A 23,149-nucleotide genomic window follows, 5' to 3' on the forward strand; every position below is an offset into this window, starting at 1 on the left:
TTTAAAAACCTAATTCACTTAGCGAATTTACATTACTGAAAAAACAAAGCTTGTGCCAATACTCCCATGGATCTTTCTTAATAACAAAGCTATTAGGCGGTGTATTAAACCAATCATAAAGACGTGTGAGTAAGAAACGTAAAGACGCACCACGAGCTAACAAAACAATCTTGTCCAATTCTAAAGGGATCAATGGTCTTATTTTTTGATAATTTTCCAATAACTTACGTGCTTTGGCCAGATTATAAGAATGATCAAGCTCAAAGCACCAAGCATTTAAACAGATCGCTAAATCATAAGCAAAAAAGTCATTACAAGCAAAATAGAAATCTATTATCCCAGAAAGACGATGATTCACAAAAAAGACGTTATCATTAAATAAATCTGCATGAATAATGCCTATTGGTAAATTGAGCGGCCAATTTTCCTGTAAAAAAGCTAATTCTAACTCAATTTTTTGCCCAAATTCTTTTAATAATGCATCTTCTTTTGTTTGACAACGTTGCCACAATACCTGCCAATCCATAACAGAAAGAGTATTTTTACGACTAAGTGTAAAATCCTGTCCTGCTAAATGTAATTGTGCGAGCCCCATCCCCACTTCGCCACAATGATCTATAGTGGGCTGGCGGACCCACTCTCCTTCCAGAAAAGTAATAATAGCAGCAGGGCGTCCTGCTAATTCACAGATCATCATTCCATCATTTTGAATAACAGGTTGAGGGCAAGGCATTCCACGCTGTCCTAAATGCTGCATCAAGCGACAAAAAAAAGGTAAATCATCTTTTGAAATACGTTTTTCATAAAGTGTTAAAATAAATCGCCCTTGTGTTGTCTCTAACATAAAATTAGAATTTTCAATCCCCTCCTCTATACCTTGATAAGACAAAAGTGACCCTATTGCATAACGTGTTAAAAACACTTTTAAATCATTTGAATGAATATCTGTATAAACGGCCATTATTCTGCTTTCGTTGTAGACATGTCTGTATTCTGATTTTCATTTTTTGCATTATTTGCTTGACCATTGACGAAAGCCATATCTTGCGACGTTAAAATGACGTCACGTAATTCGCGACTCACTAAAAATTTTTCCGTTTCTACTGCTGTTTCAGCTAATTCTATTGTGACATTATAACGCTCACGAAACGCTGAAATAATTTCATCAATAATAATTTCAGGAGCCGAAGCCCCTGCTGAAAGACTGACAATAGAAAGAGCTTTTAGGTTTTCAAAATTAATTTCATCAGCGCGCTGAACTAAAATAGCTTGCCGCGCACCAGACTTTTCGGCAACCTCTACTAAACGTCGTGAATTAGAAGAATTTGGCGCTCCAACAATCAAAAACAAATCACTCCCCTTTGCTGCTGCCTTAACCGCATCTTGTCGATTCGTTGTAGCATAGCAAATTGACTCAGCCGCTGGGGCTGCTAATGTAGGGAAACGTTGTTGTAATATATCGAGAATTCCTGCCGTATCTTCAACAGAAAGCGTTGTTTGTGTAACAAATCCTAATTTATCTGGATCATTGGGGAGATAATGCAAAGCATCTTCTATCGTTTCAATAAGCGTCACAGCCCCTTCTTCAAGCTGTCCCATTGTCCCTATCACCTCAGGATGACCAGCATGACCAATCAATATAACATGACGACCATGACGTTGATGTCGTATCGCTTGTTTATGAACTTTCGAGACCAACGGACATGTTGCATCGAGATAAAACAAATTATAGCATCGTGCTTCTTCTGAAACAGATTTTGGTACACCATGAGCAGAAAAAACAACCGGTTGATTGCGATGTTCTTCTGGAATCTCATCAAGTTCTTCAACAAAAATAGCTCCCCGTTGCTGTAATCCCTCAACCACGTAGCGGTTGTGTACAATTTCATGACGAACATATACTGGAACACCATATTTTTTTAATGCAAGGAGAACAATCTGGATAGCACGATCAACCCCTGCACAAAATCCACGTGGACCACAAAGACGTATCGTTAAAGGGGGAAGTCCAGACATAAATCATCCTTAATCTCTATAGTTTTAGCTATATATTCAAACAACTTATCATTATACACGAATAAGCAATGTAAAAAAACTGGCAATAGCATCTTTTGCATAAGAACACACTCTATCGTGTTTTCTTACGAGATTTTCTTGCAGCAAAGCTCTTTTTAAATTTGCTTTTTCATTTTATTTGCCTAAAGAGCGATAAAATACCAAACAAGAGATTCAATCAAAAGAACTCCAAAGATAGCTGCCAAATAAAGTAACGAAAAGAAAAACAGTTTTTTTGCCATCAAAATAGTTTCATTATGTGTATCAGCTTTCCACAAACGATAGGCAAAATAAACAAAGATAATGCTTAAAATTGTTGAAAAAATACCATAAAAAATTCCGCCAAGACCAGTAAAGCAAGGAGCAGCAGCGCACAATGCCATCAAAATAGTATAAAATAAAATCTGCTTTTTTGTTGAATGTTCACCTCGAACATTAGGCATCATAGGAATACCTGCAGCCTCATAATCAAGGGATGAAAATAAAGAAAGAGCCCAAAAATGAGGGGGGGTCCACATAAAAATGATTAAAAATAATAAAAAGCTATCAATACTCACTGTCCCTGTTGTCACGGACCATCCAATCATTGGTGGGAAAGCCCCAGAAGCACCACCAATAACAATATTTTGTGGTGTGATACGTTTTAACCAAATTGTATAGATAACGACATAAAAGAAAATCGTAAACGCAAGAAAAAATGCTGCAAACCAATTAATGAAGCTCCCCATAACCAATACCGAAAGCATAGAAAGAACCATGCCCAAAATAAATGCTTTTTGGGAACTGATTTTACCCATAGGAATAGGACGCTTTTTGGTCCGTTCCATCACGGCATCAATGTCAGCATCATACCACATATTCAGTGCTCCCGCACCGCCACCACCGATGGCAATACATAAAATCGCTAAAAAACCATACAACGGATTAATAGAAACTGGCGATACAAGCAAACCAACTAGAGCCGTAAAGACCACAAGAGACATAACACGTGGCTTTAATAGTGTGATATAATCACTAATACCGGATTTTGGTGGCGTTGATTTACTATTCACGACCGATAACTCTCCTGAAACTGACATTCCGCTCAAAGCCCTTTTCCATTTCTGTCATTCACAAACCAATATTATCTAGCGTATGGAAATGATCAATTAAGACCAATCGTATTTTTGAGAAAATATGAAATACCTCGTTCGCACGTATCCCCTAAAAATAGATGGAATATTGGCAACAAAAATACATTTTTTCAATCAACATTCTCTCCTACATTACAAATGTATCATAAAAATATATCCTATGGATTAATATATTTGGGTAAATACTGATTTTGTGTTATAGTTTTTATGTGGGGAATTCATTTTTTTATGTAAATCTATGTATGGTTGTATGTGTGTTGAGTCGGGTAGGATTTTCTGTGATACTTTATAAATTACTCAAAAAAACTTTTTTTATTGGTGCTGTTCTTTACACACTTTATAGTAGTTTTATCAATCATGCATTTGCACAAACACCTTATGCGCAAAATGTCCCTGCTCCACAAACCTATGGTGCATGGACAAAAGTTTGTGCTCTACCGCCAGGTACACCTAACATGCAGTGTGAAGTTGTACAAAACGTTCATACACAAGGTCGTCATGATATTACTTTGCGTGTTACATTTTATAAACTTCCTCAAAAGCAAGGTGCTTTGATGCGTGTTTTTGTTCCGATTCGCGTTGAATTACGTCCTGGCGTTGGAATTAAAATTGACGATAAAAATATGGGCAGAATGGAATATCGTCGTTGTCTTGGTGATAATTGTGTTGCTGAAGCCTTTCTTAAAGAAGACATATTGCAGCTCTTTTTAAAAGGAAAAATGGCAACCTATTTTATCTTTACAACTCCTGAACAAGGGATTGGAGGTTTTGTTGACCTTCATGGTCTTGCCGACGCCTATGCAACCTTACCTACATGAATGAAATCGATACACTTTAGACGATTAAAATCTCATCGTATATTTTGAAAGCTTCTTAAATTAGATTAATAAAAATCTTCTAAGTTCCCATAAAAATAGGATAATTCTTATGAAATCGCTGATAGATCATTTTGATATTACTTCCTCTAAAGTGCAATCACTTGTACAAGAAACGCTTCATCATGCTGATGATGGTGAGCTTTACCTTGAGTATACAGAAAGCGAAGCTCTTTTATTTGATAATGGACAGCTTAAAAACGGCTCTTTCCATCAAGATATGGGGTTTGGGCTGCGTGTCGTTGCTGGAGAAGCTACCGGATATGCATATTCTAGTGAATTATCAGCTGCTGCACTCAAACGTGCTAGTGAAGCAGCTAAAGCTATTACCTATAATAATCATGCGGGAACTTATAGCATAGCACCTCAACAAACAAACAAAAAACTTTATCAACCGCATAATCCCCTTGATGCTCCATCATTTGAGGAAAAAAGTGCTCTTTTGCAAAAAATTGATGCCTATTTACGTGCTAAAAATGATAAATTGCATCAAGTGACTGCTTCTCTTTCCGGCTCGCTACAACATGTTGAAATTTTACGTGCAGATGGTTATTTGGTTCGTGATATTCGTCCCCTTGTGCGACTTTCTATATCTGTGGTCGCAGCTGAAGGCAATCGACGTGAAAATGGTTTTTATGGATGTGGAGGGCGACAAGCATTTGACCAATTTATTCATGAAGACAATTGGAAAAAAGCTGCGGATGAAGCCTTACGTATGGCTTTAACAAATTTAGAAGCAGAAGCAGCACCTGCAGGATCTTTTGATGTTGTCTTAGCCAATGGATGGCCTGGCGTTATGCTCCATGAAGCCGTAGGTCATGGTTTAGAAGGTGACTTTAACCGTAAAAAAACATCCGCTTTTGCTGGACTTTTAGGACAACAAGTTGCGGCAAAAGGTGTTACAGTTGTTGATGATGGAACAATTCCACAATGCCGTGGCTCTCTCACTGTCGATGATGAGGGGACCCCTTCAGGATATAACGTTCTCATTGAAGATGGAAAGCTCGTTGGTTTTATGCAAGACAGGCTTAATGCACGGCTTATGGGAGGTAAATCAACTGGAAATGGACGGCGTGAATCTTATGCTTATGCACCAATGCCACGAATGACCAATACAATCATGCTAGGAGGAGATAAAACACCTGAAGAAATCCTTTCTTCACTCAAACATGGTATCTATGCTGTTTCATTTGGTGGAGGACAAGTTGATATTACTTCTGGAAAATTCGTCTTTGAATGTACTGAAGCATACCGAGTAGAAAATGGTAAAATTGTAGCACCAATCAGAGGCGCAACTCTTATTGGAAATGGACCGGATGCTATGAAACGTATTACAATGATTGGTAATGATAGTAAACTTGATAATGGTATCGGTATGTGTGGAAAAGCTGGCCAAAATGTCCCTGTTGGTGTTGGTCAACCTCATCTTCGAATCAATAATATGACAATCGGTGGAACTGCGCTTATAAAAGAATAAGCTTTCTCATTCCTTCCCAATATTGCCTCCTTATCATCTATCACGACCATTTTGTGAGGAGGTTACAATACATTGATTTATAAAGATAATCTATCGTTGTTCATATTAAATTAGAACCTTGAATACCATAAGATTCTCTCATTTCAAATCTGTTCCATATTGAATCAATCAAAATCATTCGTTTGTACGTTACAGATGGGGAGAGTCATATGAATAAAACCTGTACAAGAAAGGACCAAAGATTCCTCTTATGGACCGTCTCAAGTAACAAGAGTTATAGCCACATTGGAAGATGACAAATATAACACTGGCACCGGCTTGTTCAGACACATCTTCTTCTTAATACATTAGTCTTTTGTGTGGGATAATTTGCCTTTTATATTTCATAATAAAAAGTTCAAAATAAAAAACACTTTCTACATTCAGTGCTCTTAATTCAACGAGAAAAAGGTTATTATTATAGATAATTTTTGGAGAGATTTTATAATAATACTCAAGTAAACTTTAAAAAAAATCTTCATGGCATTAAAAAATTTTTAAGCTAAAGCTTCCAACCTTTCTTTTTTTTCTTTTTGCTCAAAACAGCAACAATTTCGACATGTGGTGACCATAAAAATTGATCAATCGGTATGATTTTTTCTACTGTATACCCCCCTGCAACAAGAAGAGATAAATCACGAGCAAATGTAGTAGGATTACAGGAAATTGCCACAACACGTGATACTGTCGTCTTAGCTAATTCACGTACTTGTTGCTCTGCACCAGCACGGGGAGGATCAAAAACAACACTCTCAAAACACTCAAGTTCCTTTACAGAAAGGGGATGTCGGAAAAGATCACGTTTTTCACAAGTGACCGTTTTTAAACCAGTCGCAAAACGTGCTGCTGTATTTAGATTTCTTAATGCATCTTCATTATTTTCTACTGCATGAACATTCATCTTTTTTGCCATACGCAAAGTAAATGTTCCTATCCCTGAAAACAAATCAACAGCATTCTTTGCTTTTTTTAAATGAGTCAAAATAATATTGCCCATTATATTTTCAGCTTCGCAGGTTGCTTGAAGAAAACCACCAGAAGGAAATTCAACACGGACATCTCCAAAGTAAATCTCTGGTTTTTCTCGTTCAACCAAAACTTCACCATCAACAGATAAACGTATAATCCCATATGAAAGAGCAGCACTGATCATTTTCTGACGAAGTGATTCATGGTGTACAATGCAACCGCTTAAAGCAACATCTAAACCATTTTCAACACGTGTTATTGTAACATGAAACCGTTTGGCAGAGCTGCTTAGAAAAGCACAGAGCTCTCTGATATTATGCAACTGAGAAATAAGCTCTGGACAGCTTACTGGACATTCCTCAAGAGCTACAATCTCATGAGAGAGATAACGGTTAAAACCAACTTTTTGCCCCTGTGGGGTCATAGATGCTGTTAGAGTAATCCGCCGTCGGCTATAAGGTTTACATTCTATTAAAGGCGCAACAACATTATTAAGTCCATACTTTTTAAGCGCATCAACAACCAATTGTTGTTTCCATACGCGATAAGCATCCATATGCCAATGCTGAAGAGTACACCCTCCACATTCTCCAAAATGCTGACAAAGAGTATCAATGCGTTCTAATGATTTTTCTTTTAATGCTATACATGTTGCATATTTTCCATGAACAGTAATTTCAGCACACTCTCCTGGTAAAGTAAAAGGAACATAAACGAAGCCGCGAGACGTCCTAGAAGTACCATACCCATTTGCTCCGATATGGTCGATTATGACATTGTCACTCACTCTTGTTTTTCTCCGAATAGTAAATATTCCACGTTGCCATCACCACCTGTAATAGGGGAAGGAATTAAACCTCTTGCGCTCCACCCTGTTTGTGTATTTAACCAAACAAAAAGCGCCTCAGCAGTTTCTTTAGCTATTGATGGATTTAATATTCCCCTCTTACTAAAGTGTTTACGACCAACCTCAAACTGAGGCTTTACCAGTAAAACAGCTTGAGCGCCCTTCTTGGCTAAAGACAAAACGGGAGGCAATGCAAGTTTGAGAGAAATAAAGCTAACATCTGAAACGATAAGATCAATTTCTCGCCCACCTAAATGGTTATGTTGAAAATCTCTAACATTCAAGCCTTCTAATAACGTTATAGCACTGTTGCCCAATAAACGTTTATCAAATTGATGATGCCCAACATCAACGGCAATTACATGAGCCGATCCACGTTCTAAGAGAACTTGTGTAAAACCACCTGTTGATGCACCAACATCAATGGCCGTCACTTTATCTGTTATAATCGGAAATGCATCAAGTGCAGCAATCAATTTTAACGCTGCCCGAGAAACATAATTCTGCGCTGGATCACAAACAGCAATCTCTGCATCACCAAAAACAATTTGCCCAGCTTTAAAAACGATTTCGCCGTTAACTTTAACAGTTTGACGCATGACAGCATCACGTGCGCGTGAACGTGTCGTAAAAAAGTTTTTTTCAACTAAGAGAATATCGAGCCTTTTTCTGGCAGCCATATCATACTCGAATTTTTTATCCTGTTCGAATCTCGCGGCCTAAAGCAGCAAAAACCGTGTTGACAATACCCATAGCATCAAGCCCGATAGTTGAGAGAACTTTTTCTGGTGCACCATGATTCAAATACTCATCAGGAAGTTTTAGTGTACGAACTTTCAAACCATGCTCTAAGAGCCCTTCTTGCGCTAAAAATTGTAATATGTGCGCTCCAAAACCACCGATTGCCCCTTCTTCAATTGTCACCAATACTTCATGCTCACGTGCCAAACGACACATCAAATCCTTATCTAAAGGTTTCGCAAACCGTGCATCTGCAACCGTTGTAGATAATCCTTCAGCCTCTAACGCATCAGCAGCTTGCAACACTTCTGACATCCGCGTTCCAAAACAAACCAAAGCGATCCTATTTCCTTCACGCAGAACACGCCCCTTTCCAATTTCTAATAACTCACCACGTTGCGGTAAATCTATACCAATACCCTCACCACGTGGATAACGAAAAGAAATTGGTCCCTGATCATAAGCTGCAGCTGTACGCACCATATGCATCAGTTCAAGCTCATCAGAAGGTGCCATAACAACAAACCCAGGAAGAGTGGACAAAAAAACAATATCAAAACTTCCAGCATGTGTTGCACCATCTGCCCCCACAAAACCTGCGCGGTCAATAGCAAAACGTACCGGTAATTTTTGAATTGATACATCATGAATAATTTGATCATAAGCACGCTGTAAAAAAGTAGAATAAATTGCAACAAAAGGCTTGTACCCTTCACAAGCAAGTCCTGCCGCAAAAGTTACGGCATGTTGCTCAGCGATACCAACATCAAACATTTTTTCAGGAAATTTTTTCGCAAAAGAATCAAGACCTGTCCCTGTTGGCATCGCTGCTGTTATGCCAACAATCTTATCATCATGGCGAGCTTCTTCTATTAAAGCTTTAGAAAATACCTTGGTATAGGGTAGAATATTACTTGATGCCTTAACCTGTTTTCCTGTCGTGACATCAAAACGATTAACACCATGATATTTATCAGGTGATGCTTCTGCAGGTGGATATCCCTTTCCCTTATGTGTGACAACATGCACCAAAACAGGACCACTAGGATATTCACGAACATTTTTTAAAACAGGCAATAAATGCCCCAAATTGTGCCCATCTATGGGTCCAAGGTAATAAAAGCCAAGCTCATCAAATAAAGTTCCCCCAACCAAAAGTCCACGCGCAAATTCCTCTGAACGACGCGCCTTATCCAAAAAAAACTTTGGCAATTTTTCGCTCAACATCTTTACGCGTTCACGCAAATGACGATAAGAAGGACGAGATACTAATCGTGCAAGATGTGCACTCATAGCACCTGTAGGTGGTGCGATAGACATATCGTTATCATTAAGAACAACAATCAAGCGTGCATCCAAAGCGCCAGCATTATTCATTGCTTCATAAGCCATGCCCGCAGACATTGCACCATCACCGATGACAGCTATGATATTGCGTCTTGTCTCTGCTTTCAAAGCACTTGCCACCGCCATGCCAAGCCCCGCTGAAATAGAAGTAGACGAATGACCCGCTCCAAATGAATCATACACACTTTCTGAACGTTTTGTAAAACCTGATAATCCGCCCTCTTGACGTAATGTGCGAATTTTTTCTCTACGCCCCGTTAAAATCTTGTGTGGATAGGTTTGATGACCAACATCCCAAATAATCCTATCCTCTGGTGTATTAAAAATATAATGTAATGCAACAGTGAGCTCAACAACACCAAGTCCTGCCCCAAGATGACCACCTGTTACAGAAACCGCATCAATTGTTGCGGTCCGCAACTCATCAGCCAACTGTACCAAATCAGACTCAGGCAATGCCCGCAAATCTTGCGGAAAACAAATACGGTCAAGCAATGGTGTTAAAACCTGAGACAAAAAAACCTTCCTATTATCTTAACTCAAGAAAACGCAACGATAAAAATGTATCTTCTCTACTCTTATTTATAGTTTTGCATCTTTTTTACTCAAAAATGTTCTTTTCTATTTGAGATGAGCTATAACTTCCTCATTTTTAACTTATTTTATAAAAAAGAAATCAATCGATTTAATTTTCTATAAAAAAGGTTATTATATCTCCTCGTTTCACAATAAATATCCAAAATATTTAATATTATTTAGCATCAAGTGGTTCTACTCCTTCTGGAGAACCTTCTTCTGAAAGTTGTATTTTTTCAATTTTAGCTTCAGCAACTCTTAAGAGTTTTTCACAATGCTTTTTAAGCGCTTCACCGCGTTCATAAATATCAATGGATTGTTCCAAAGGCACATCGCCACGTTCCAAATTTTCGACAATAACTTCAAGTTGCTGAAGCGCTTGCTCAAAGCTTAAAGTCGTAATATCCCCCTCTTGTATCTCTTTTTTCATATGAACCTCAAAAAATATCTGTTCTGGATATACGAATTCCAAAACCTTCTAAACCTACATAATGATGTTCTTTAGCTGCATAAACAATAACAGAGCCTATTCCTAGATATTTTAAAATTTGTGATCCTAAACCAATTTTGCGCCATTCTTCTTCGCGTTCAATCGCCTGCACATGGTTTTCTGAACTGTCTCTTGCCATATTTTGAATATCAATAGTTGATTGCATAACAGAGCCTTTACGCAAATAAATAAATACGCCACGTTTTTCTTTTTCCATCATACGCCGCATCATCACCATAATATCTGAAGCTTGACAAAAAACGTCATTTATAATGTTTTCATGATGTAAATACACAGGAATATCACCACCCTCACGGACATCACCAAAAACAATTGCAATATGCTGAACGGCTTCCCAAGGGAGTTGATAACTATGAACAATAGCGGGACCTACAGATGTTTCAATAGGCATTTCTCCAACATGCTTGATCAATATTTCCTTACGTTGGCGGTAAGCAATTAAATCTGCAACCGTTATCATATGCAACCGGTGTTCTTGCGCAAATTGCATGATCTGATCGCCATGTTTAACGCTGCCATCATCATTGACCAACTCACCAATAACACCAACTGGTGGCAAACCAGCTAATTTACATAAATCAACAGCGGCCTCCGTGTGACCTGAACGCATGAGCACCCCCCCTTCATGCGCAATCAAAGGAAAAATATGTCCTGGACGGACAAAATCGTGAGCACCAGCATTTGGATTAGAAAGATTACGAACTGCCAATGTGCGGTCATGTGCGGAAATACCCGTCGTTATCCCATGTTTAAAATCCACAGTAACAGTAAATTGCGTCCCATGTGCAGATTTATTATCTGGTACCATAGGAGCAAGATTAAACCGTTGTGCTTCTTTTTTTGGCATAGGTGTACACACAATACCTGTTGTGTGACGAAGAATAAACGCCATCTTTTCTTCTGTACAATGCACTGCAGCAAGAGTTAAATCACCCTCATTTTCACGGTCATCATCATCTGTCACCACAACAATTTCACCGCGTTCAAAAGCTTTAAGTGCAGAAACAATTTTTTTTTCATCATACGCCATTGTTCACCTTCTCAATCACCCAATTTGACCGCGATGTCTTAGATAATGGTCAGCAATAGCACAAGCAACCATCGCTTCACCAACAGGAACGGCACGAATCCCAACACATGGATCATGACGTCCCTTCGTTATAACATCTATATCATGACCATCAACATCAATGGAGCGACGAGGCGTTAAAATTGATGAAGTAGGCTTTACAGCAAAACGTGCAACAATTGGCTGTCCACTCGATATTCCCCCTAAAATACCACCAGCATGATTGGATAAAAAAAGCGGTTTTCCATCATTTCCCATTCGCATTTCATCGGCATTTTCTTCTCCCCTCAAGCGGGCTGCCGCAAAACCATCACCAATTTCCACTCCTTTTACCGCATTAATCGACATAAGTAATGATGTAATATCTTGATCAAGCTTTGCGTAAATAGGGGCTCCTAAACCTGCCGGAACATTTTCTGCAACGATCTCAACAACCGCACCAACAGATGTTCCCTCTTTACGGAGTTTACTGATATAATCACTAAAAATGGGAACCATCTCTGCATCAGCTGTAAAAAAAGGATTATTATCAACCTCTGACCAATCCCAACGATCACGATTAATATTATGAGGACCAATTGCTATCACTGCTCCTCGTACAATCAAACCAGGAACGATTTTACGAGCAAATGCACCAGCTGCAACACGTGCGGCCGTCTCCCGTGCTGAAGCACGTCCCCCACCTCGAAAATCACGAATGCCATATTTAATATCATAAGTATAATCCGCATGTCCTGGACGATACTGATGGGCAATCGAGCTATAATCCTTCGAACGCTGATCTGTGTTTCGAATCAACAGAGAAATTGGTGTACCTGTTGTCACCAATGTCGTCCCATCGTCTTGAACAACAACTCCTGAAAGGATCTCTACTTCATCTGGTTCTCGGCGCTGTGTTGTATACTTTGATTGTCCTGGTTTGCGTTTATCAAGATAAGCTTGAACTTCTGCAAGAGTAAAAATAATTCCAGGTGGACAACCATCAATGACACAACCAAGAGCAGCACCGTGACTTTCACCCCATGTTGTTACACGAAACAAATGACCAAATGTATTATGCGACATGAAAAAAGATCCGTTTCTCTGTCAAATATTACAACGACAACGTATGTTGTGTGCCATACACAAGGTAGCTCTTTGCTCCCAAATACTCTCAGCCACTTTAAATTTGGTCAAATTACTGCTGTCCAATAAAATCCTATAAACCAAACTTTATTCTTTAACGACAGAAATGTCTGGTGCATCAACTGCTTTCATACCTATGATATTATAACCCGAATCGACATGATGGACTTCACCGGTAACAGAACGAGACAAATCTGAAAGAAAATAAAGCGCAGAATCACCAACCTCTTCAATTGTTACCGTACGACGTAATGGAGCATTATATTCATTCCATTTTAAAATATAACGAAAATCACCAATACCTGAAGCCGCTAACGTTTTAATTGGTCCAGCAGATATAGCATTAACACGAATATTTTGAGGACCTAAATCTACCGCTAAATATTTCACGCTCGCTTCAAGAGCTGCTTTGGCAACCCCCATTACATTATAATTGGGAACAACCTTTTCTGCACCATAATAGGTCAGTGTCAAGATTGAACCACCATCTGACATCAATTTCTCTGCACGCTTCGTTAGAGCTGTTAGGGAATAAACCGAAATATTCATGGTCATCATAAAATTTGATTCGCTGATATCAATATAACGACCACTTAACTCATCTTTATCAGAAAAACCAATAGCATGAACTAAAAAATCGAGCTTTCCCCATTTCTTCTCTATTTCTCTAAAGACCGTATCAATAGAGACACTGTCAGAAACATCACAATGTCCACAAACAAATCCCTTTAATTCTTCAGCCAAAGGCTCAACACGCTTTTTCATTGCTTCACCCTGATAGGTAAAAGCAAGCTCTGCCCCTGCGCTACTTGCCGCTTTAGCGATTCCCCAAGCGATGGAGCGATTATTGGCCAACCCCAAAATTAAACCACGCTTACCGTACAATAAACCATTACCCTTAGCCATCAGCACTGCCCCATTGTTACTTAAAATTAATATTATTCATCTGCCTATGACACAGGTCAACTTTTTCTTCAAGTAATTGGTTTAAAATCAAACAAAAACTACGCTTTTATATATAAAAAATTTTAAAATTAATCTTGTTGCATTTGCAAAAACTGTTCTAGCGCGGCATTTTTACCTTCTGGCAACATAATGCGAACATGCACATAAAGATCATCTCTTGTACCATTTTTTAAACGAAGCCCTTTCCCTTTCAACCGTAAAACGCGATCAGAACTTGACCAAGCAGGAATCGTTAAAACCACACGTCCCTCCAATGTCTCAACTTCTTCTTTTGCTCCCAAAACAGCATGTTTAAGAGAAACTGGTAAATCAAGATGGAGTGCTCTTCCTTCAACCCGAAAACGAGGATGTTTTTGAATCTGAATGGTTATCAACGCATCTCCTGCTTGCCCAAGAGGTACCTCTTCTCCCTGACCTTTTAATCGAATAGTCTGTCCGTCTTCAATATAATCTGGAAGTTTAATTTTTAACTTTTTTCCATTTGGAAAAACAGCTTCCACCTTTTCTGCGCCAACCATCTGCTCTAATGTTATAGCAAGATTAGCACGAACATGTGCTCCTTGTTGGGGACGGTTATAGTGTGTGGAATTCGAAAAGCTACCACCTCCTCCAAACAGATCCCGAAAAATATCACTCGCATCAAAACCTGCACCACCTGAAGAGGAAAAATCAAATCCCTTTGCTCTTCCTGAAAAGGGATTTTGTTTATTGCTAAAATTTTCACCAGTACCATAGGCTTGATAAAGCGGTTTTCCTTCCATATCAATTTCACCGCGGTCAAATTGTGCCTTTTTATCCTTATCACCTATAATTTCATAAGCTTGATTAATTTCAGCAAATTTTTCTTTAGCCTTTGTATCATCTTTATTATGGTCTGGATGATACTTCTTTGCTAATCTTCTAAATGCCGATTTAATCTCTTGTGATTTTGCGGTACGTGCCACACCCAGAATCGTGTAGGGATCACGCATATTGCCCTCTTTTCAATTTTTTCGGTTTCAAAATATCAACTGATCCGTTGTTCAATATCCCTTATATCTTCATCAGTCTATTCTAGAGAATAATTTCTTCTTTCCTCTTTATATGTCTATCAATAAACTAAAATACCAGATAAAATGAGGCATTTATTTAATATAGCTCATTGTAGTCTATGCTAAAGTAAAAATAATTAAACTACCATAGAAATACACAATAGCATTGGCTTTTTGAAAATAAGAAAAAATAGTACTGTAAATTTTTGATGATAAAGTAAATGAGAAAATGCCTTACCCATGCTCACTGATATTTGGAGAAACTATGAGCAACAAAATACCAACAGATGATCATTTTATGAAAATGCAAAAACCTTTTGAACTTTTCGCAAAGTGGCTTGAAGAAGCAACGATAAGTGAAATAAATGATCCAAATGCTATGGCATTAGCAACAGTTGACGAAACAGGACTCCCTAATGTTCGTATGGTTCTCCTCAAAGACTACAGTCCCCAAGGCTTCGTCTTCTATACCAATTATGAAAGCTGTAAAGGACAAGAAATTTTAAAATCAATGAAAGCATCTTTAGGTTTTCATTGGAAATCGCTCCGTCGTCAGGTCAGAATTAGAGGAATTGTTGAAAAAGTAAGTCAACAGGAAGCCGATGCCTATTTCCAATCGCGACCACGTGGTAGTCGAATTGGTGCATGGGCATCTAAACAATCTCAACCTTTAGACAATCGTTTTGTGCTCGAAAAAGCAATTGCTCAATATACTGCACGTTATGCTCTAGGCAATATTCCACGACCACCTTATTGGTCTGGGTTTCGTGTTAAACCCCTTTCTATAGAGTTCTGGTGCGATCGCCCATTTCGTTTACATGATCGTCTGCTTTTTACACGCGATTGTGTTGAACACAGCGATTGGAAAAGACAAAAACTTTATCCCTAATCCTTCAAACTTCATCGTTATAAAGATTTTTTCTTCCCGACAGTTAAAAAAATATTTTTTATTTGAAAAATTCTAAAATAAGATGATTTAGTTTATTTAAATAGAAGAATTTCATTTTCACTGTAAAAGTTGATTGGTAATATTTTCTACTGTATCGCTTAAAACAGATTAGCAACAAACTTATTTAAAAGAAAATACTGTATTCAGCAGAAACTATGATTTTAGCTAACTTATTTTTAGATCGCAGGATAAAATATCGTCCATATACCCCCAAATACCAAACCAGCAAAAATCACAAAACCAATAAGCGAATTAGATTTGAAAAGCCTGAGGCATTGTGAACTGTCATCTATATCAATGACTTTAATTTGAATAAACATATGGATGCTTGCCGCAAAAATCCCCAAAAAACTAAGAACAGGGACTCCAGCTAAATAAAATGCTAGACTAACGAACACCACAAAACCACCATACAAAAATACTAAAGCACGCTTGGTTCCTTTACCAAAGAGAAGAGCCGTAGAACGGACACCAACAGTAGCATCATCTTCTTTATCTTGATGTGCGTAGATTGTATCGTATCCTATGGTCCACAAGATTGATCCCACATAAAGCAAGATTGGGGCCCAACTTAAACTTCCAAAGACAACAGCCCACCCCATTAATGCCCCCCAATTAAACGCAACGCCTAAAAAAAACTGCGGCCAATATGTTACGCGTTTCATAAAAGGATAAAACGCAACAGCTATCAATGACGAAATACCTAGAAAAAAACTAAACCTATTAAATTGTGATAAAACGACTAAACCAACCAAACATTGCATAAGTATAAAAACTCTGGCTTGAAACCGACTCACATGACCTGTCGGCAATGGACGAGAACGTGTCCTTTCTACCTGAGCATCAATTTTATGGTCAATAAGATCATTCCAAGTACATCCTGCCCCTCGCATAGCAATAGATCCCAGAAAAAAAAGAAAAAGATACCAAACCCAATGAAGAAACATTGATAAAAGAGTATCGTAATGCATGTTATAAGAGAAAAAAGCCATTGTTGTTGACCAAAAACAAGGCCACATCAACAATTGCCATCCGATAGGCCGATCCCAACGCGCCAATTGCGCATAAAACCATAAAGAACAGGGAAGGAAATTGTAGACCCATTGTTTGGAAGATGCGTCCATAACCCGTCCCTGACTCTCACAGGATTGAACATGCGCGATATTTTTATTTTTTTTCATCAAATGATTTACCTTTGGTCTTGCGATAGAGACATTTCATTCTTATGAGAAAGAGATGAGATTAATCATCTTTTATGAGAGGAGCAAGCAATGAATATTCTTCTTATTGGCTCAGGTGGACGAGAACATGCTTTAGCATGGAAAATAGCAGCATCACCACTGCTAACAAAGTTATATTGTGCTCCTGGAAACCCTGCAACAACAGAATTTGGTGAAAATATTAATTTAAACATTGATGACCATCCCCTTGTTATTGATTTTTGTAAAAAACATTCTATTGATCTTGTGATTGTAGGACCAGAAGCACCATTGGTTGCGGGTATAACAGACTCTCTTAATAGCGCTAACATCTGTGTATTTGGTCCTACTCAAAAAGCTGCTCAACTAGAAGGTTCAAAAGCTTTTACAAAAGATTTATGTCGTAAGAATAACATTCCTACAGGAAGTTACCAATGCTTTAATGATGCTTCTAAAGCTAAAGCTTACATTCATCAACAAGGTGTTCCCATTGTTATTAAAGCTGATGGCTTAGCAGCTGGCAAAGGTGTCGTGGTTGCAACAACTATGGAAGAAGCATTTAACGCAGTCGATGCCTGCTTCAAAAGTGCATTTGGAGATGCAGGAAACAAAATTGTTGTAGAATCTTTTCTTGAAGGTGAAGAAGCAAGCTTCTTCTGCCTTTGTGATGGTAAAATTGCTCTTCCTTTTGGATCTGCCCAAGATCATAAACGTGTAGGTGATGGGGATATTGGAGCAAACACCGGTGGTATGGGTGCTTATTCACCAGCGCCCATCATGACCCAAGAAATAGTGAATCGTACCCTCAAAGAAATTGTTGAACCAGCTTTAAAAAGCATGAAAGAAATGGGCGCCCCCTTTAAAGGTATTCTCTTCGTCGGATTAATGATAACGCAAAAAGGACCCGAATTAATTGAATTTAACGTACGATTCGGTGATCCTGAATGTCAAGTTTTAATGATGCGTCTCAAAGATGACATTTTGCCAATTTTTCTTGCTGCAGCTCAAGGAAAACTTGAACATAAGCCTCTTCGGTGGTCTGAAAAAACTGCTCTCACCGTTGTTATGGCTGCCAATGGTTATCCAGACTCTCCCCAAAAAGGTACTGTCATCCGTAACGTTGATAAAGTAAACACTCTTCCCGATGTGAAAGTTTTTCAAGCTGGTACAGTATTGCGTGATGGAGAACTCATTGCAAATGGTGGACGTGTTCTCAATATAACAGCAACAGGAAAAACGATTACGCATGCACAAAAACGTGCTTATGAAGCTGTTGATTGTATTGATTGGCCAGAAGGTTTTGTTCGTCGTGATATCGGATGGAGAGCCATTGCGCGAGAAAACTAAATCCTTTGAATATTCTTTTTTACGATTTGATTATTTTATATAAGAGCATAGTACAAAAATTTTCTCACTGTTTTACGTTGATCATAATTTTGAAAAAATGAGTGTGCTTTCGTTTGAACAATCAAATATTGTAAATAGGATATCTACTCATGATAAAATAGGAAATTTCTCTGAATATGACACTGTCATATAAACTGATCATTTTACTGTTGTATTTACTTTAAACGTATTTTCTCATCACTTTTATAAATACTTTCTTTATTATAAAATCTTGACGAAAAACATATATACTATCATTTCTTTTATTTATCGCGTTTTTTAATGAAATTCCGCTTTTACGAAAAATAAAATGCCAAAAAAAAGATACTGATGTTATTCACGTACAGATTCTTAAACAATACCCCTCATGCTCGTCACTCCCATTTTACGATACTACCTGCAAATAGTATAAATCCATACTGCCATCTTTCTTGAATAAAGATAAAAACCGATACCATCATTGTATTTTCCAACTCTCAATATTACGATAACCCTTTCTATCTAAATGCTTTTGATTATAAGAGAGAGAGATGAAATAAGAATATTTTGTAATATTTAAAGCTCTCATTCAACATGGAGAAATGATTTATAAAAAAAATCAAAAACACTTCCAGCAATCTTCTGGTGTTTTAACGATGTGGCAAAAACCAAAAATTACACCGCCAAAAAAACGGTTTCTATTGTTATGAAAGTCGTTTTACCTCTCCGAGAAAAGCGTTTAACATAACCGATTCCTGCTGCAAATATATGGTGTCAAAAAATTCTCATTTACAATCATTGACTTCCTCTTTGCCTTAAAGAACCAAAAGTCACACCAAATCCCATCTGGAAACATCTGGATTCTCATTGAGCAGGTTCCTCTTGGTTCCCACTCATATGCTTCACTTACACAAAGACCGACATTTAAGAATATTCGCCATGTCCTCTAAAAATACTTCATGTATGAAGTTTACATGCCTTATATTACCGCCCAAACAACGATGTTTTACGGCACAACAAGATAAATGCTTACGGTAGTACAAAAATGAATGCATATTAATATTACTGGAGTGCAACTCGATTCGCAATCACCAAACGCAAGCCTAACGGATTGCTATAACGAAGTAAGAAACGCTTTTGTTTAGAATGTGCTGTTGTACCAAAAAAACGATGTAAATCAGAACGATCTTTTACAACCAGAATGCGATTATCTTCATTGATCATAAGCATGGGGAGGCCATAAGTATCCGCCCATAATCGCCAATCCAGAAGAACATTATTCAAATCTCTGGAAACCAAAAGCGGTATACAAGCTTCCTCATCAGCATGAAGTAATTCTAATGCAACAGCTCTTTCTCCTGAACGCGTTTTTACGGTACGTGCTGCAATTCCTTGGAAATGATAAGGCGGTATTAAATGCGATAAGCTTGAAGGCATATCCGTTTTAAAAGAAACACCACGCTCATTTAACGAACAAATAACCTGATTACCCGTTTTGGATGAAAAATATGTCGTCGTTTGTGGCAAATGGCACGGATCTAACCGAAATTCAAGCACCGCTTTTGCCTGATTAAAGCATTGATTAGCCATATACATATCCCAATTTATCTTAAATAACATACACCCTTTAGCAGCTTTTTCTCATTGGATTATTAAAAGTTTGAATAAAAAACAACTGGTTTCTTTTTTGGTTATTAAAATCTAAACAAAAATACATGATCACTATTCTTGAATTATAATACTTTTCCGGGATTCATTATCCCTAAAGGATCGAGCGTTTTTTTAATCCCTTGCATAATATCCAATGCAACAGGCGATTTAAAAGAACGAAGTTCTTCGCGCTTAAGCTGACCAATTCCATGCTCAGCAGAAAATGCACCTCTATAGTCCATTACTAAACTATGAATGCGATGATTCATTTTTGACCATAACTGCAAGAACACCGTTGTATCAGCTCCTACAGGTTGTGTAATATTATAATGTAAATTTCCATCGCCCATGTGTCCAAAACAAATCACCCGTGCTCCTGGAGAAATATCTTCAACAATAAGCGCTGCCTCAGCAATAAAATCAGGAATAGAAGCAAGTGGAACCGCAATATCATGCTTAATGGACCCTCCTGCTAACTTTTGTGCATAGGATATACTTTCCCGCAACTGCCAAAAAAAATCTTGCTGTTTTAAAGATTGTGCAACAATTGCATCTTCTATCACCGCACTCTTTAAAGCTTCTTCTAAAATAATACTCAGTACTGATAACGCCTCATCATCGCCTTGCAATGATGAAATGTTCATTAATACATACCATTCATGCTCCCGCTGAAGAGGAGGCTTCTCACACATCTTATAATCTAAAGCCATTTGCAAACTGAGATTTCCCATGAGCTCAAAACCTGTCAACATCCCTCCTCCATATTCTTGAGCCAGAGATAAAAACTCTAAAGCCTTCGCCGGACTATATAATCCCACCAAAGCAACAGCTTTTCCTTTTATTTTTGGAAACATCTTCAAAACGGCTGCGGTTATAACACCCAATGTGCCTTCTGCACCAATAAAAAGATTTTTCAAATCGTAACCACTATTGTCTTTTTTAACAAAACGCAAATCATCTAAAATACGGCCATCTGGTAAAACAACTTCCAAACCAAGACAAAGATCACGCATATTGCCATAGGCTAAAACAGCTGTCCCTCCAGCATTCGACGAAAGATTTCCTCCTACTTGACAAGAACCTTCAGACGCCAAAGAAAGAGGGAAAAAACGACCTGATTCATCCACTTTTTTCTGTAAATCCTGTAAAATAACACCAGCCTCTACAACAACAAAATTTCCCTCAATATTTATAGTTCTAATCTTATTTAATCGTTCCATGGATAAAAGAACGCTCCCTCCTCTTTCATCTGGTTGTTGTCCCCCCACAAGCCCTGTATTTCCACCCTGTGGCACAATCGGTGTGCGTGTTTTGCTCGCTAGCTGCATAATCAATGAGACCTGTGCGCAAGAAGATGGACGTAAAAGTAAAGGTGTTTTTCCATGAAAAAGCCCACGCTCTTCAAGCAAATATGGTGCAATCAACGCTTGATCTGTTATAGCATGCTTAGCACCAACAATTTCTCTAAAACCCTCAATTAATTTCTGCTCCATGTTTGTTTCTCCTTTGGAGCCGCAGCCCGTATAAGACGATCATTGATCGCCTCCCCTAATCCGTATGATGGAATAGGTTCTACTGCGATACATCTCACTTTAAATGAATCTAATTCCTTCATATATTGAAATAAATGAAAGGCTGCCTCTTCCAACTTTCCATCTTCGCTAAGATTTAAAATAGAAACGGCATTTTCAGCCCCCATAACGCGCTTTGAACCAAATGCTAAAAGCGCTTCACCATTTTCCACCTTTTCTACATTCAAACGAATCGTGGCATTGGGAGCATAATGCGACTTTAACATCCCTGGAGCTTCAATCGCCGCCCTTTGATCTATCCGTTTTAAAGACTTCCCCACAACTTCTTCAATTTTATCAGCCGCAAGCCCCCCTGGACGCAAAAGATAAATATTTTCATCACAAATCTTAATAATCGTTGATTCAAGCCCTATTTTAGCAGGTCCTCCGTCCAATATCAAAGGAACAGATTCCCCTAAAGATGCAAAAACAGCCTCAGCTGAAGTAGGGCTAAGACGCCCCGATTGATTCGCACTAGGAGCAGCAAGTGGTCGGCCAAAATGTTGTACTACTTCCGCAAAACGACTGTCTGGAAAACGAACAGCCAAGGTATTCAAACCAGAGGTTGTTAAAGGATGAATATTATGCTGTTCCTTTAAAGGCAAAACCAATGTCAAAGGCCCTGGCCAAAATTCTTCCATTAATTGGCGTGAAAGAAAGTCAATTTTAACATAACGTTCCGCCATTTCGATGCCGCTGACATGCGCAATAAGAGGATTAATTTGCGGACGACTCTTTGTAGAAAAAATAGAATAAATTGCCCTCCCATTGGTTGCATCGCCCGCTAATCCATAAACAGTTTCCGTTGGTAATGCTACTAACTTCCCTTGTTCAAGAAGCGCTATTGCCTCTCTTATCGAAGCACTATTAAGTGGTAGAATCGTCATGACACACCATTTCTATAACACTCTTTTAGTGGTGCAAAACTATAACGATGTAATCCTATAATTGGTCCATATTTATCAAGAGCTGTACGATGCGCTAGTGTTGCATAACCTACATGCTTCTCTAAACCATACCCTTTATAAACTTGTCCTGCACACTCCATCATCCGATCACGCGTTACTTTCGCAATAATAGATGCGGCTGCAATTGAAACCGAACGCTGATCGCCCTTAATCAATGCCATTGCAGGACAGGACAACTCAGAAGGAATATCACGTCCATCAACAAGGACATAGTGGGCTGGAATGGCTAACCCCATAATACAGCGACGCATTGCCTCTAAAGTTGCTTTTCTAATATTAGATTGATCAATTGTACGAGCACAAAGACTAGCGATTGAAACCGCTAATGCACTTTGCAAAATTTCATGATAAAGTCTATTTCGTTGGAGAAAAGAAAGTTTTTTTGAATCATTTAACCCATTAGGAATATGGTCTTTATCCAAGATAACTGCTGCCGTTACTACAGGTCCAGCGAGAGGCCCCCGTCCTACTTCATCAACACCTGCTATATGAAAAAAACCCTGTTTTTGCAAATCCAATTCGCACGAAAAATTTGGTTGAAGCGGAACATTAAACATCTTTGATAAATCACAAATACAACAAACATACATCTATTTCTGTAGCCTAATCATTTTTTGCAAGCATTACAGTTTTAAATGGCTCTCCAAACATTCTGCAAATTCTTGCACAAAAGATAAAAAACACAT

Annotated in this window: 20 protein-coding genes; 4 read left to right on the forward strand and 16 right to left on the reverse strand. The window is 38.3% G+C overall.

Annotated features, from left to right (window positions below; genetic code table 11):
* Position 1: 1 nt before the first annotated feature.
* The 3 genes from ACFIKG_RS01025 to cyoE form a co-directional block, all read right to left on the reverse strand.
* Positions 2–961 carry a homoserine kinase gene (locus ACFIKG_RS01025; protein WP_375651583.1) on the reverse strand — a complete coding sequence of 320 codons (960 nt, stop codon included), beginning with the start codon at positions 959–961 and terminating at the stop codon, positions 2–4.
* The gene (ispH, locus tag ACFIKG_RS01030) at positions 961–2,016 is read right to left on the reverse strand and encodes a 4-hydroxy-3-methylbut-2-enyl diphosphate reductase (protein ID WP_375625122.1); all 1,056 of its coding nucleotides are present in this window, start codon (positions 2,014–2,016) and stop codon (positions 961–963) included. Before ispH ends, ACFIKG_RS01025 begins: the two co-directional genes overlap by 1 nt.
* 182 nt (positions 2,017–2,198) lie before the next feature.
* On the reverse strand, positions 2,199–3,134 hold the full coding sequence (cyoE, locus tag ACFIKG_RS01035) for a heme o synthase (RefSeq protein WP_375651618.1): 936 nt from the start codon (positions 3,132–3,134) through the stop codon (positions 2,199–2,201).
* 296 nt (positions 3,135–3,430) lie between these two features.
* Between cyoE and ACFIKG_RS01040 the strand changes: the two genes are divergently transcribed.
* Both ACFIKG_RS01040 and tldD read left to right on the forward strand, forming a co-directional pair.
* Positions 3,431–4,006, forward strand: a complete 576-nt coding sequence (locus tag ACFIKG_RS01040) for an invasion associated locus B family protein (protein WP_375625703.1) — start codon at positions 3,431–3,433, stop codon at positions 4,004–4,006.
* 109 nt (positions 4,007–4,115) lie between these two features.
* A complete protein-coding gene (gene tldD / locus ACFIKG_RS01045) occupies positions 4,116–5,540 on the forward strand; it encodes a metalloprotease TldD (RefSeq protein WP_375625125.1) in 1,425 nt (474 codons plus the stop codon).
* A 541-nt stretch (positions 5,541–6,081) separates the two neighbouring features.
* Here the strand turns inward: tldD and ACFIKG_RS01050 are convergent.
* From ACFIKG_RS01050 to ACFIKG_RS01085, 8 genes are all read right to left on the reverse strand, one after another.
* Positions 6,082–7,335, reverse strand: coding sequence for a class I SAM-dependent RNA methyltransferase (locus ACFIKG_RS01050; RefSeq protein WP_375625700.1), 1,254 nt, complete (start codon positions 7,333–7,335; stop codon positions 6,082–6,084).
* Entirely contained in the window at positions 7,332–8,075 is a 744-nt protein-coding gene (locus ACFIKG_RS01055) for a TlyA family RNA methyltransferase (protein ID WP_375625127.1), read from the reverse strand. The genes ACFIKG_RS01050 and ACFIKG_RS01055 overlap by 4 nt, the downstream gene beginning before the upstream one ends.
* A 16-nt stretch (positions 8,076–8,091) precedes the next feature.
* Positions 8,092–9,999: a 1-deoxy-D-xylulose-5-phosphate synthase gene (gene dxs / locus ACFIKG_RS01060; RefSeq protein WP_375625698.1), complete on the reverse strand. Its 1,908-nt coding sequence runs from the start codon at positions 9,997–9,999 to the stop codon at positions 8,092–8,094.
* 235 nt (positions 10,000–10,234) lie between these two features.
* On the reverse strand, positions 10,235–10,489 hold the full coding sequence (locus ACFIKG_RS01065; protein ID WP_375625129.1) for an exodeoxyribonuclease VII small subunit: 255 nt from the start codon (positions 10,487–10,489) through the stop codon (positions 10,235–10,237).
* Positions 10,490–10,496: 7 nt separating this feature from the next.
* On the reverse strand, positions 10,497–11,600 hold the full coding sequence (gene ribB / locus ACFIKG_RS01070; RefSeq protein WP_375625130.1) for a 3,4-dihydroxy-2-butanone-4-phosphate synthase: 1,104 nt from the start codon (positions 11,598–11,600) through the stop codon (positions 10,497–10,499).
* Between the two features lie 15 nt (positions 11,601–11,615).
* Positions 11,616–12,704 carry a chorismate synthase gene (gene aroC, locus ACFIKG_RS01075; protein WP_375651584.1) on the reverse strand — a complete coding sequence of 363 codons (1,089 nt, stop codon included), beginning with the start codon at positions 12,702–12,704 and terminating at the stop codon, positions 11,616–11,618.
* Positions 12,705–12,851: 147 nt separating this feature from the next.
* The gene (fabI, locus tag ACFIKG_RS01080; protein WP_375625132.1) at positions 12,852–13,670 is read right to left on the reverse strand and encodes an enoyl-ACP reductase FabI; all 819 of its coding nucleotides are present in this window, start codon (positions 13,668–13,670) and stop codon (positions 12,852–12,854) included.
* 128 nt (positions 13,671–13,798) lie between these two features.
* On the reverse strand, positions 13,799–14,701 hold the full coding sequence (locus tag ACFIKG_RS01085; RefSeq protein ID WP_273787903.1) for a J domain-containing protein: 903 nt from the start codon (positions 14,699–14,701) through the stop codon (positions 13,799–13,801).
* 325 nt (positions 14,702–15,026) lie between these two features.
* Between ACFIKG_RS01085 and pdxH the strand changes: the two genes are divergently transcribed.
* Positions 15,027–15,650 (forward strand): pyridoxamine 5'-phosphate oxidase, encoded by a 624-nt coding sequence (gene pdxH, locus ACFIKG_RS01090; protein WP_273787902.1) that lies wholly within the window; start codon positions 15,027–15,029, stop codon positions 15,648–15,650.
* Between the two features lie 236 nt (positions 15,651–15,886).
* On the opposite strand, the gene ubiA is transcribed toward pdxH, so the two are convergent.
* Positions 15,887–16,891, reverse strand: coding sequence for a 4-hydroxybenzoate octaprenyltransferase (gene ubiA / locus ACFIKG_RS01095; protein ID WP_375651585.1), 1,005 nt, complete (start codon positions 16,889–16,891; stop codon positions 15,887–15,889).
* 90 nt (positions 16,892–16,981) lie between these two features.
* Here ubiA and purD point away from each other — a divergent pair, with 90 nt between their 5' ends.
* Positions 16,982–18,256 carry a phosphoribosylamine--glycine ligase gene (gene purD, locus ACFIKG_RS01100; RefSeq protein ID WP_375625135.1) on the forward strand — a complete coding sequence of 425 codons (1,275 nt, stop codon included), beginning with the start codon at positions 16,982–16,984 and terminating at the stop codon, positions 18,254–18,256.
* A gap of 1,080 nt (positions 18,257–19,336) precedes the next feature.
* On the opposite strand, the gene ACFIKG_RS01105 is transcribed toward purD, so the two are convergent.
* The 4 genes from ACFIKG_RS01105 to ACFIKG_RS01120 form a co-directional block, all read right to left on the reverse strand.
* The gene (locus ACFIKG_RS01105) at positions 19,337–19,864 is read right to left on the reverse strand and encodes a DUF6101 family protein (RefSeq protein WP_273787899.1); all 528 of its coding nucleotides are present in this window, start codon (positions 19,862–19,864) and stop codon (positions 19,337–19,339) included.
* Between the two features lie 143 nt (positions 19,865–20,007).
* Positions 20,008–21,417, reverse strand: a complete 1,410-nt coding sequence (locus ACFIKG_RS01110) for an FAD-binding oxidoreductase (RefSeq protein WP_375625136.1) — start codon at positions 21,415–21,417, stop codon at positions 20,008–20,010.
* A complete protein-coding gene (locus tag ACFIKG_RS01115; RefSeq protein ID WP_375651586.1) occupies positions 21,402–22,382 on the reverse strand; it encodes an L-threonylcarbamoyladenylate synthase in 981 nt (326 codons plus the stop codon). The genes ACFIKG_RS01110 and ACFIKG_RS01115 overlap by 16 nt, the downstream gene beginning before the upstream one ends.
* Entirely contained in the window at positions 22,379–23,053 is a 675-nt protein-coding gene (locus ACFIKG_RS01120) for a ribonuclease HII (protein ID WP_375651587.1), read from the reverse strand. The genes ACFIKG_RS01115 and ACFIKG_RS01120 overlap by 4 nt, the downstream gene beginning before the upstream one ends.
* Between the last annotated feature and the right edge of the window lie 96 nt (positions 23,054–23,149).

The organism is Bartonella sp. LB28NMGDW, from assembly GCF_042194435.1.
Taxonomy (GTDB): Bacteria; Pseudomonadota; Alphaproteobacteria; order Rhizobiales; family Rhizobiaceae; genus Bartonella; species Bartonella grahamii.

Coding starts and splice junctions, on each gene's coding strand:
- ACFIKG_RS01025 (WP_375651583.1), bottom strand. CDS start 961: ATGGCCGTTTATACAGATATTCATTCAAATGATTTAAAAGTGTTTTTA.
- ispH (WP_375625122.1), bottom strand. CDS start 2,016: ATGTCTGGACTTCCCCCTTTAACGATACGTCTTTGTGGTCCACGTGGA.
- cyoE (WP_375651618.1), bottom strand. CDS start 3,134: ATGTCAGTTTCAGGAGAGTTATCGGTCGTGAATAGTAAATCAACGCCA.
- ACFIKG_RS01040 (WP_375625703.1), top strand. CDS start 3,431: ATGGTTGTATGTGTGTTGAGTCGGGTAGGATTTTCTGTGATACTTTAT.
- tldD (WP_375625125.1), top strand. CDS start 4,116: ATGAAATCGCTGATAGATCATTTTGATATTACTTCCTCTAAAGTGCAA.
- ACFIKG_RS01055 (WP_375625127.1), bottom strand. CDS start 8,075: ATGGCTGCCAGAAAAAGGCTCGATATTCTCTTAGTTGAAAAAAACTTT.
- ACFIKG_RS01065 (WP_375625129.1), bottom strand. CDS start 10,489: ATGAAAAAAGAGATACAAGAGGGGGATATTACGACTTTAAGCTTTGAG.
- ribB (WP_375625130.1), bottom strand. CDS start 11,600: ATGGCGTATGATGAAAAAAAAATTGTTTCTGCACTTAAAGCTTTTGAA.
- aroC (WP_375651584.1), bottom strand. CDS start 12,704: ATGTCGCATAATACATTTGGTCATTTGTTTCGTGTAACAACATGGGGT.
- fabI (WP_375625132.1), bottom strand. CDS start 13,670: ATGGCTAAGGGTAATGGTTTATTGTACGGTAAGCGTGGTTTAATTTTG.
- ACFIKG_RS01085 (WP_273787903.1), bottom strand. CDS start 14,701: ATGCGTGATCCCTACACGATTCTGGGTGTGGCACGTACCGCAAAATCA.
- pdxH (WP_273787902.1), top strand. CDS start 15,027: ATGAGCAACAAAATACCAACAGATGATCATTTTATGAAAATGCAAAAA.
- ubiA (WP_375651585.1), bottom strand. CDS start 16,891: ATGAAAAAAAATAAAAATATCGCGCATGTTCAATCCTGTGAGAGTCAG.
- purD (WP_375625135.1), top strand. CDS start 16,982: ATGAATATTCTTCTTATTGGCTCAGGTGGACGAGAACATGCTTTAGCA.
- ACFIKG_RS01105 (WP_273787899.1), bottom strand. CDS start 19,864: ATGGCTAATCAATGCTTTAATCAGGCAAAAGCGGTGCTTGAATTTCGG.
- ACFIKG_RS01110 (WP_375625136.1), bottom strand. CDS start 21,417: ATGGAGCAGAAATTAATTGAGGGTTTTAGAGAAATTGTTGGTGCTAAG.
- ACFIKG_RS01115 (WP_375651586.1), bottom strand. CDS start 22,382: ATGACGATTCTACCACTTAATAGTGCTTCGATAAGAGAGGCAATAGCG.
- ACFIKG_RS01120 (WP_375651587.1), bottom strand. CDS start 23,053: ATGTATGTTTGTTGTATTTGTGATTTATCAAAGATGTTTAATGTTCCG.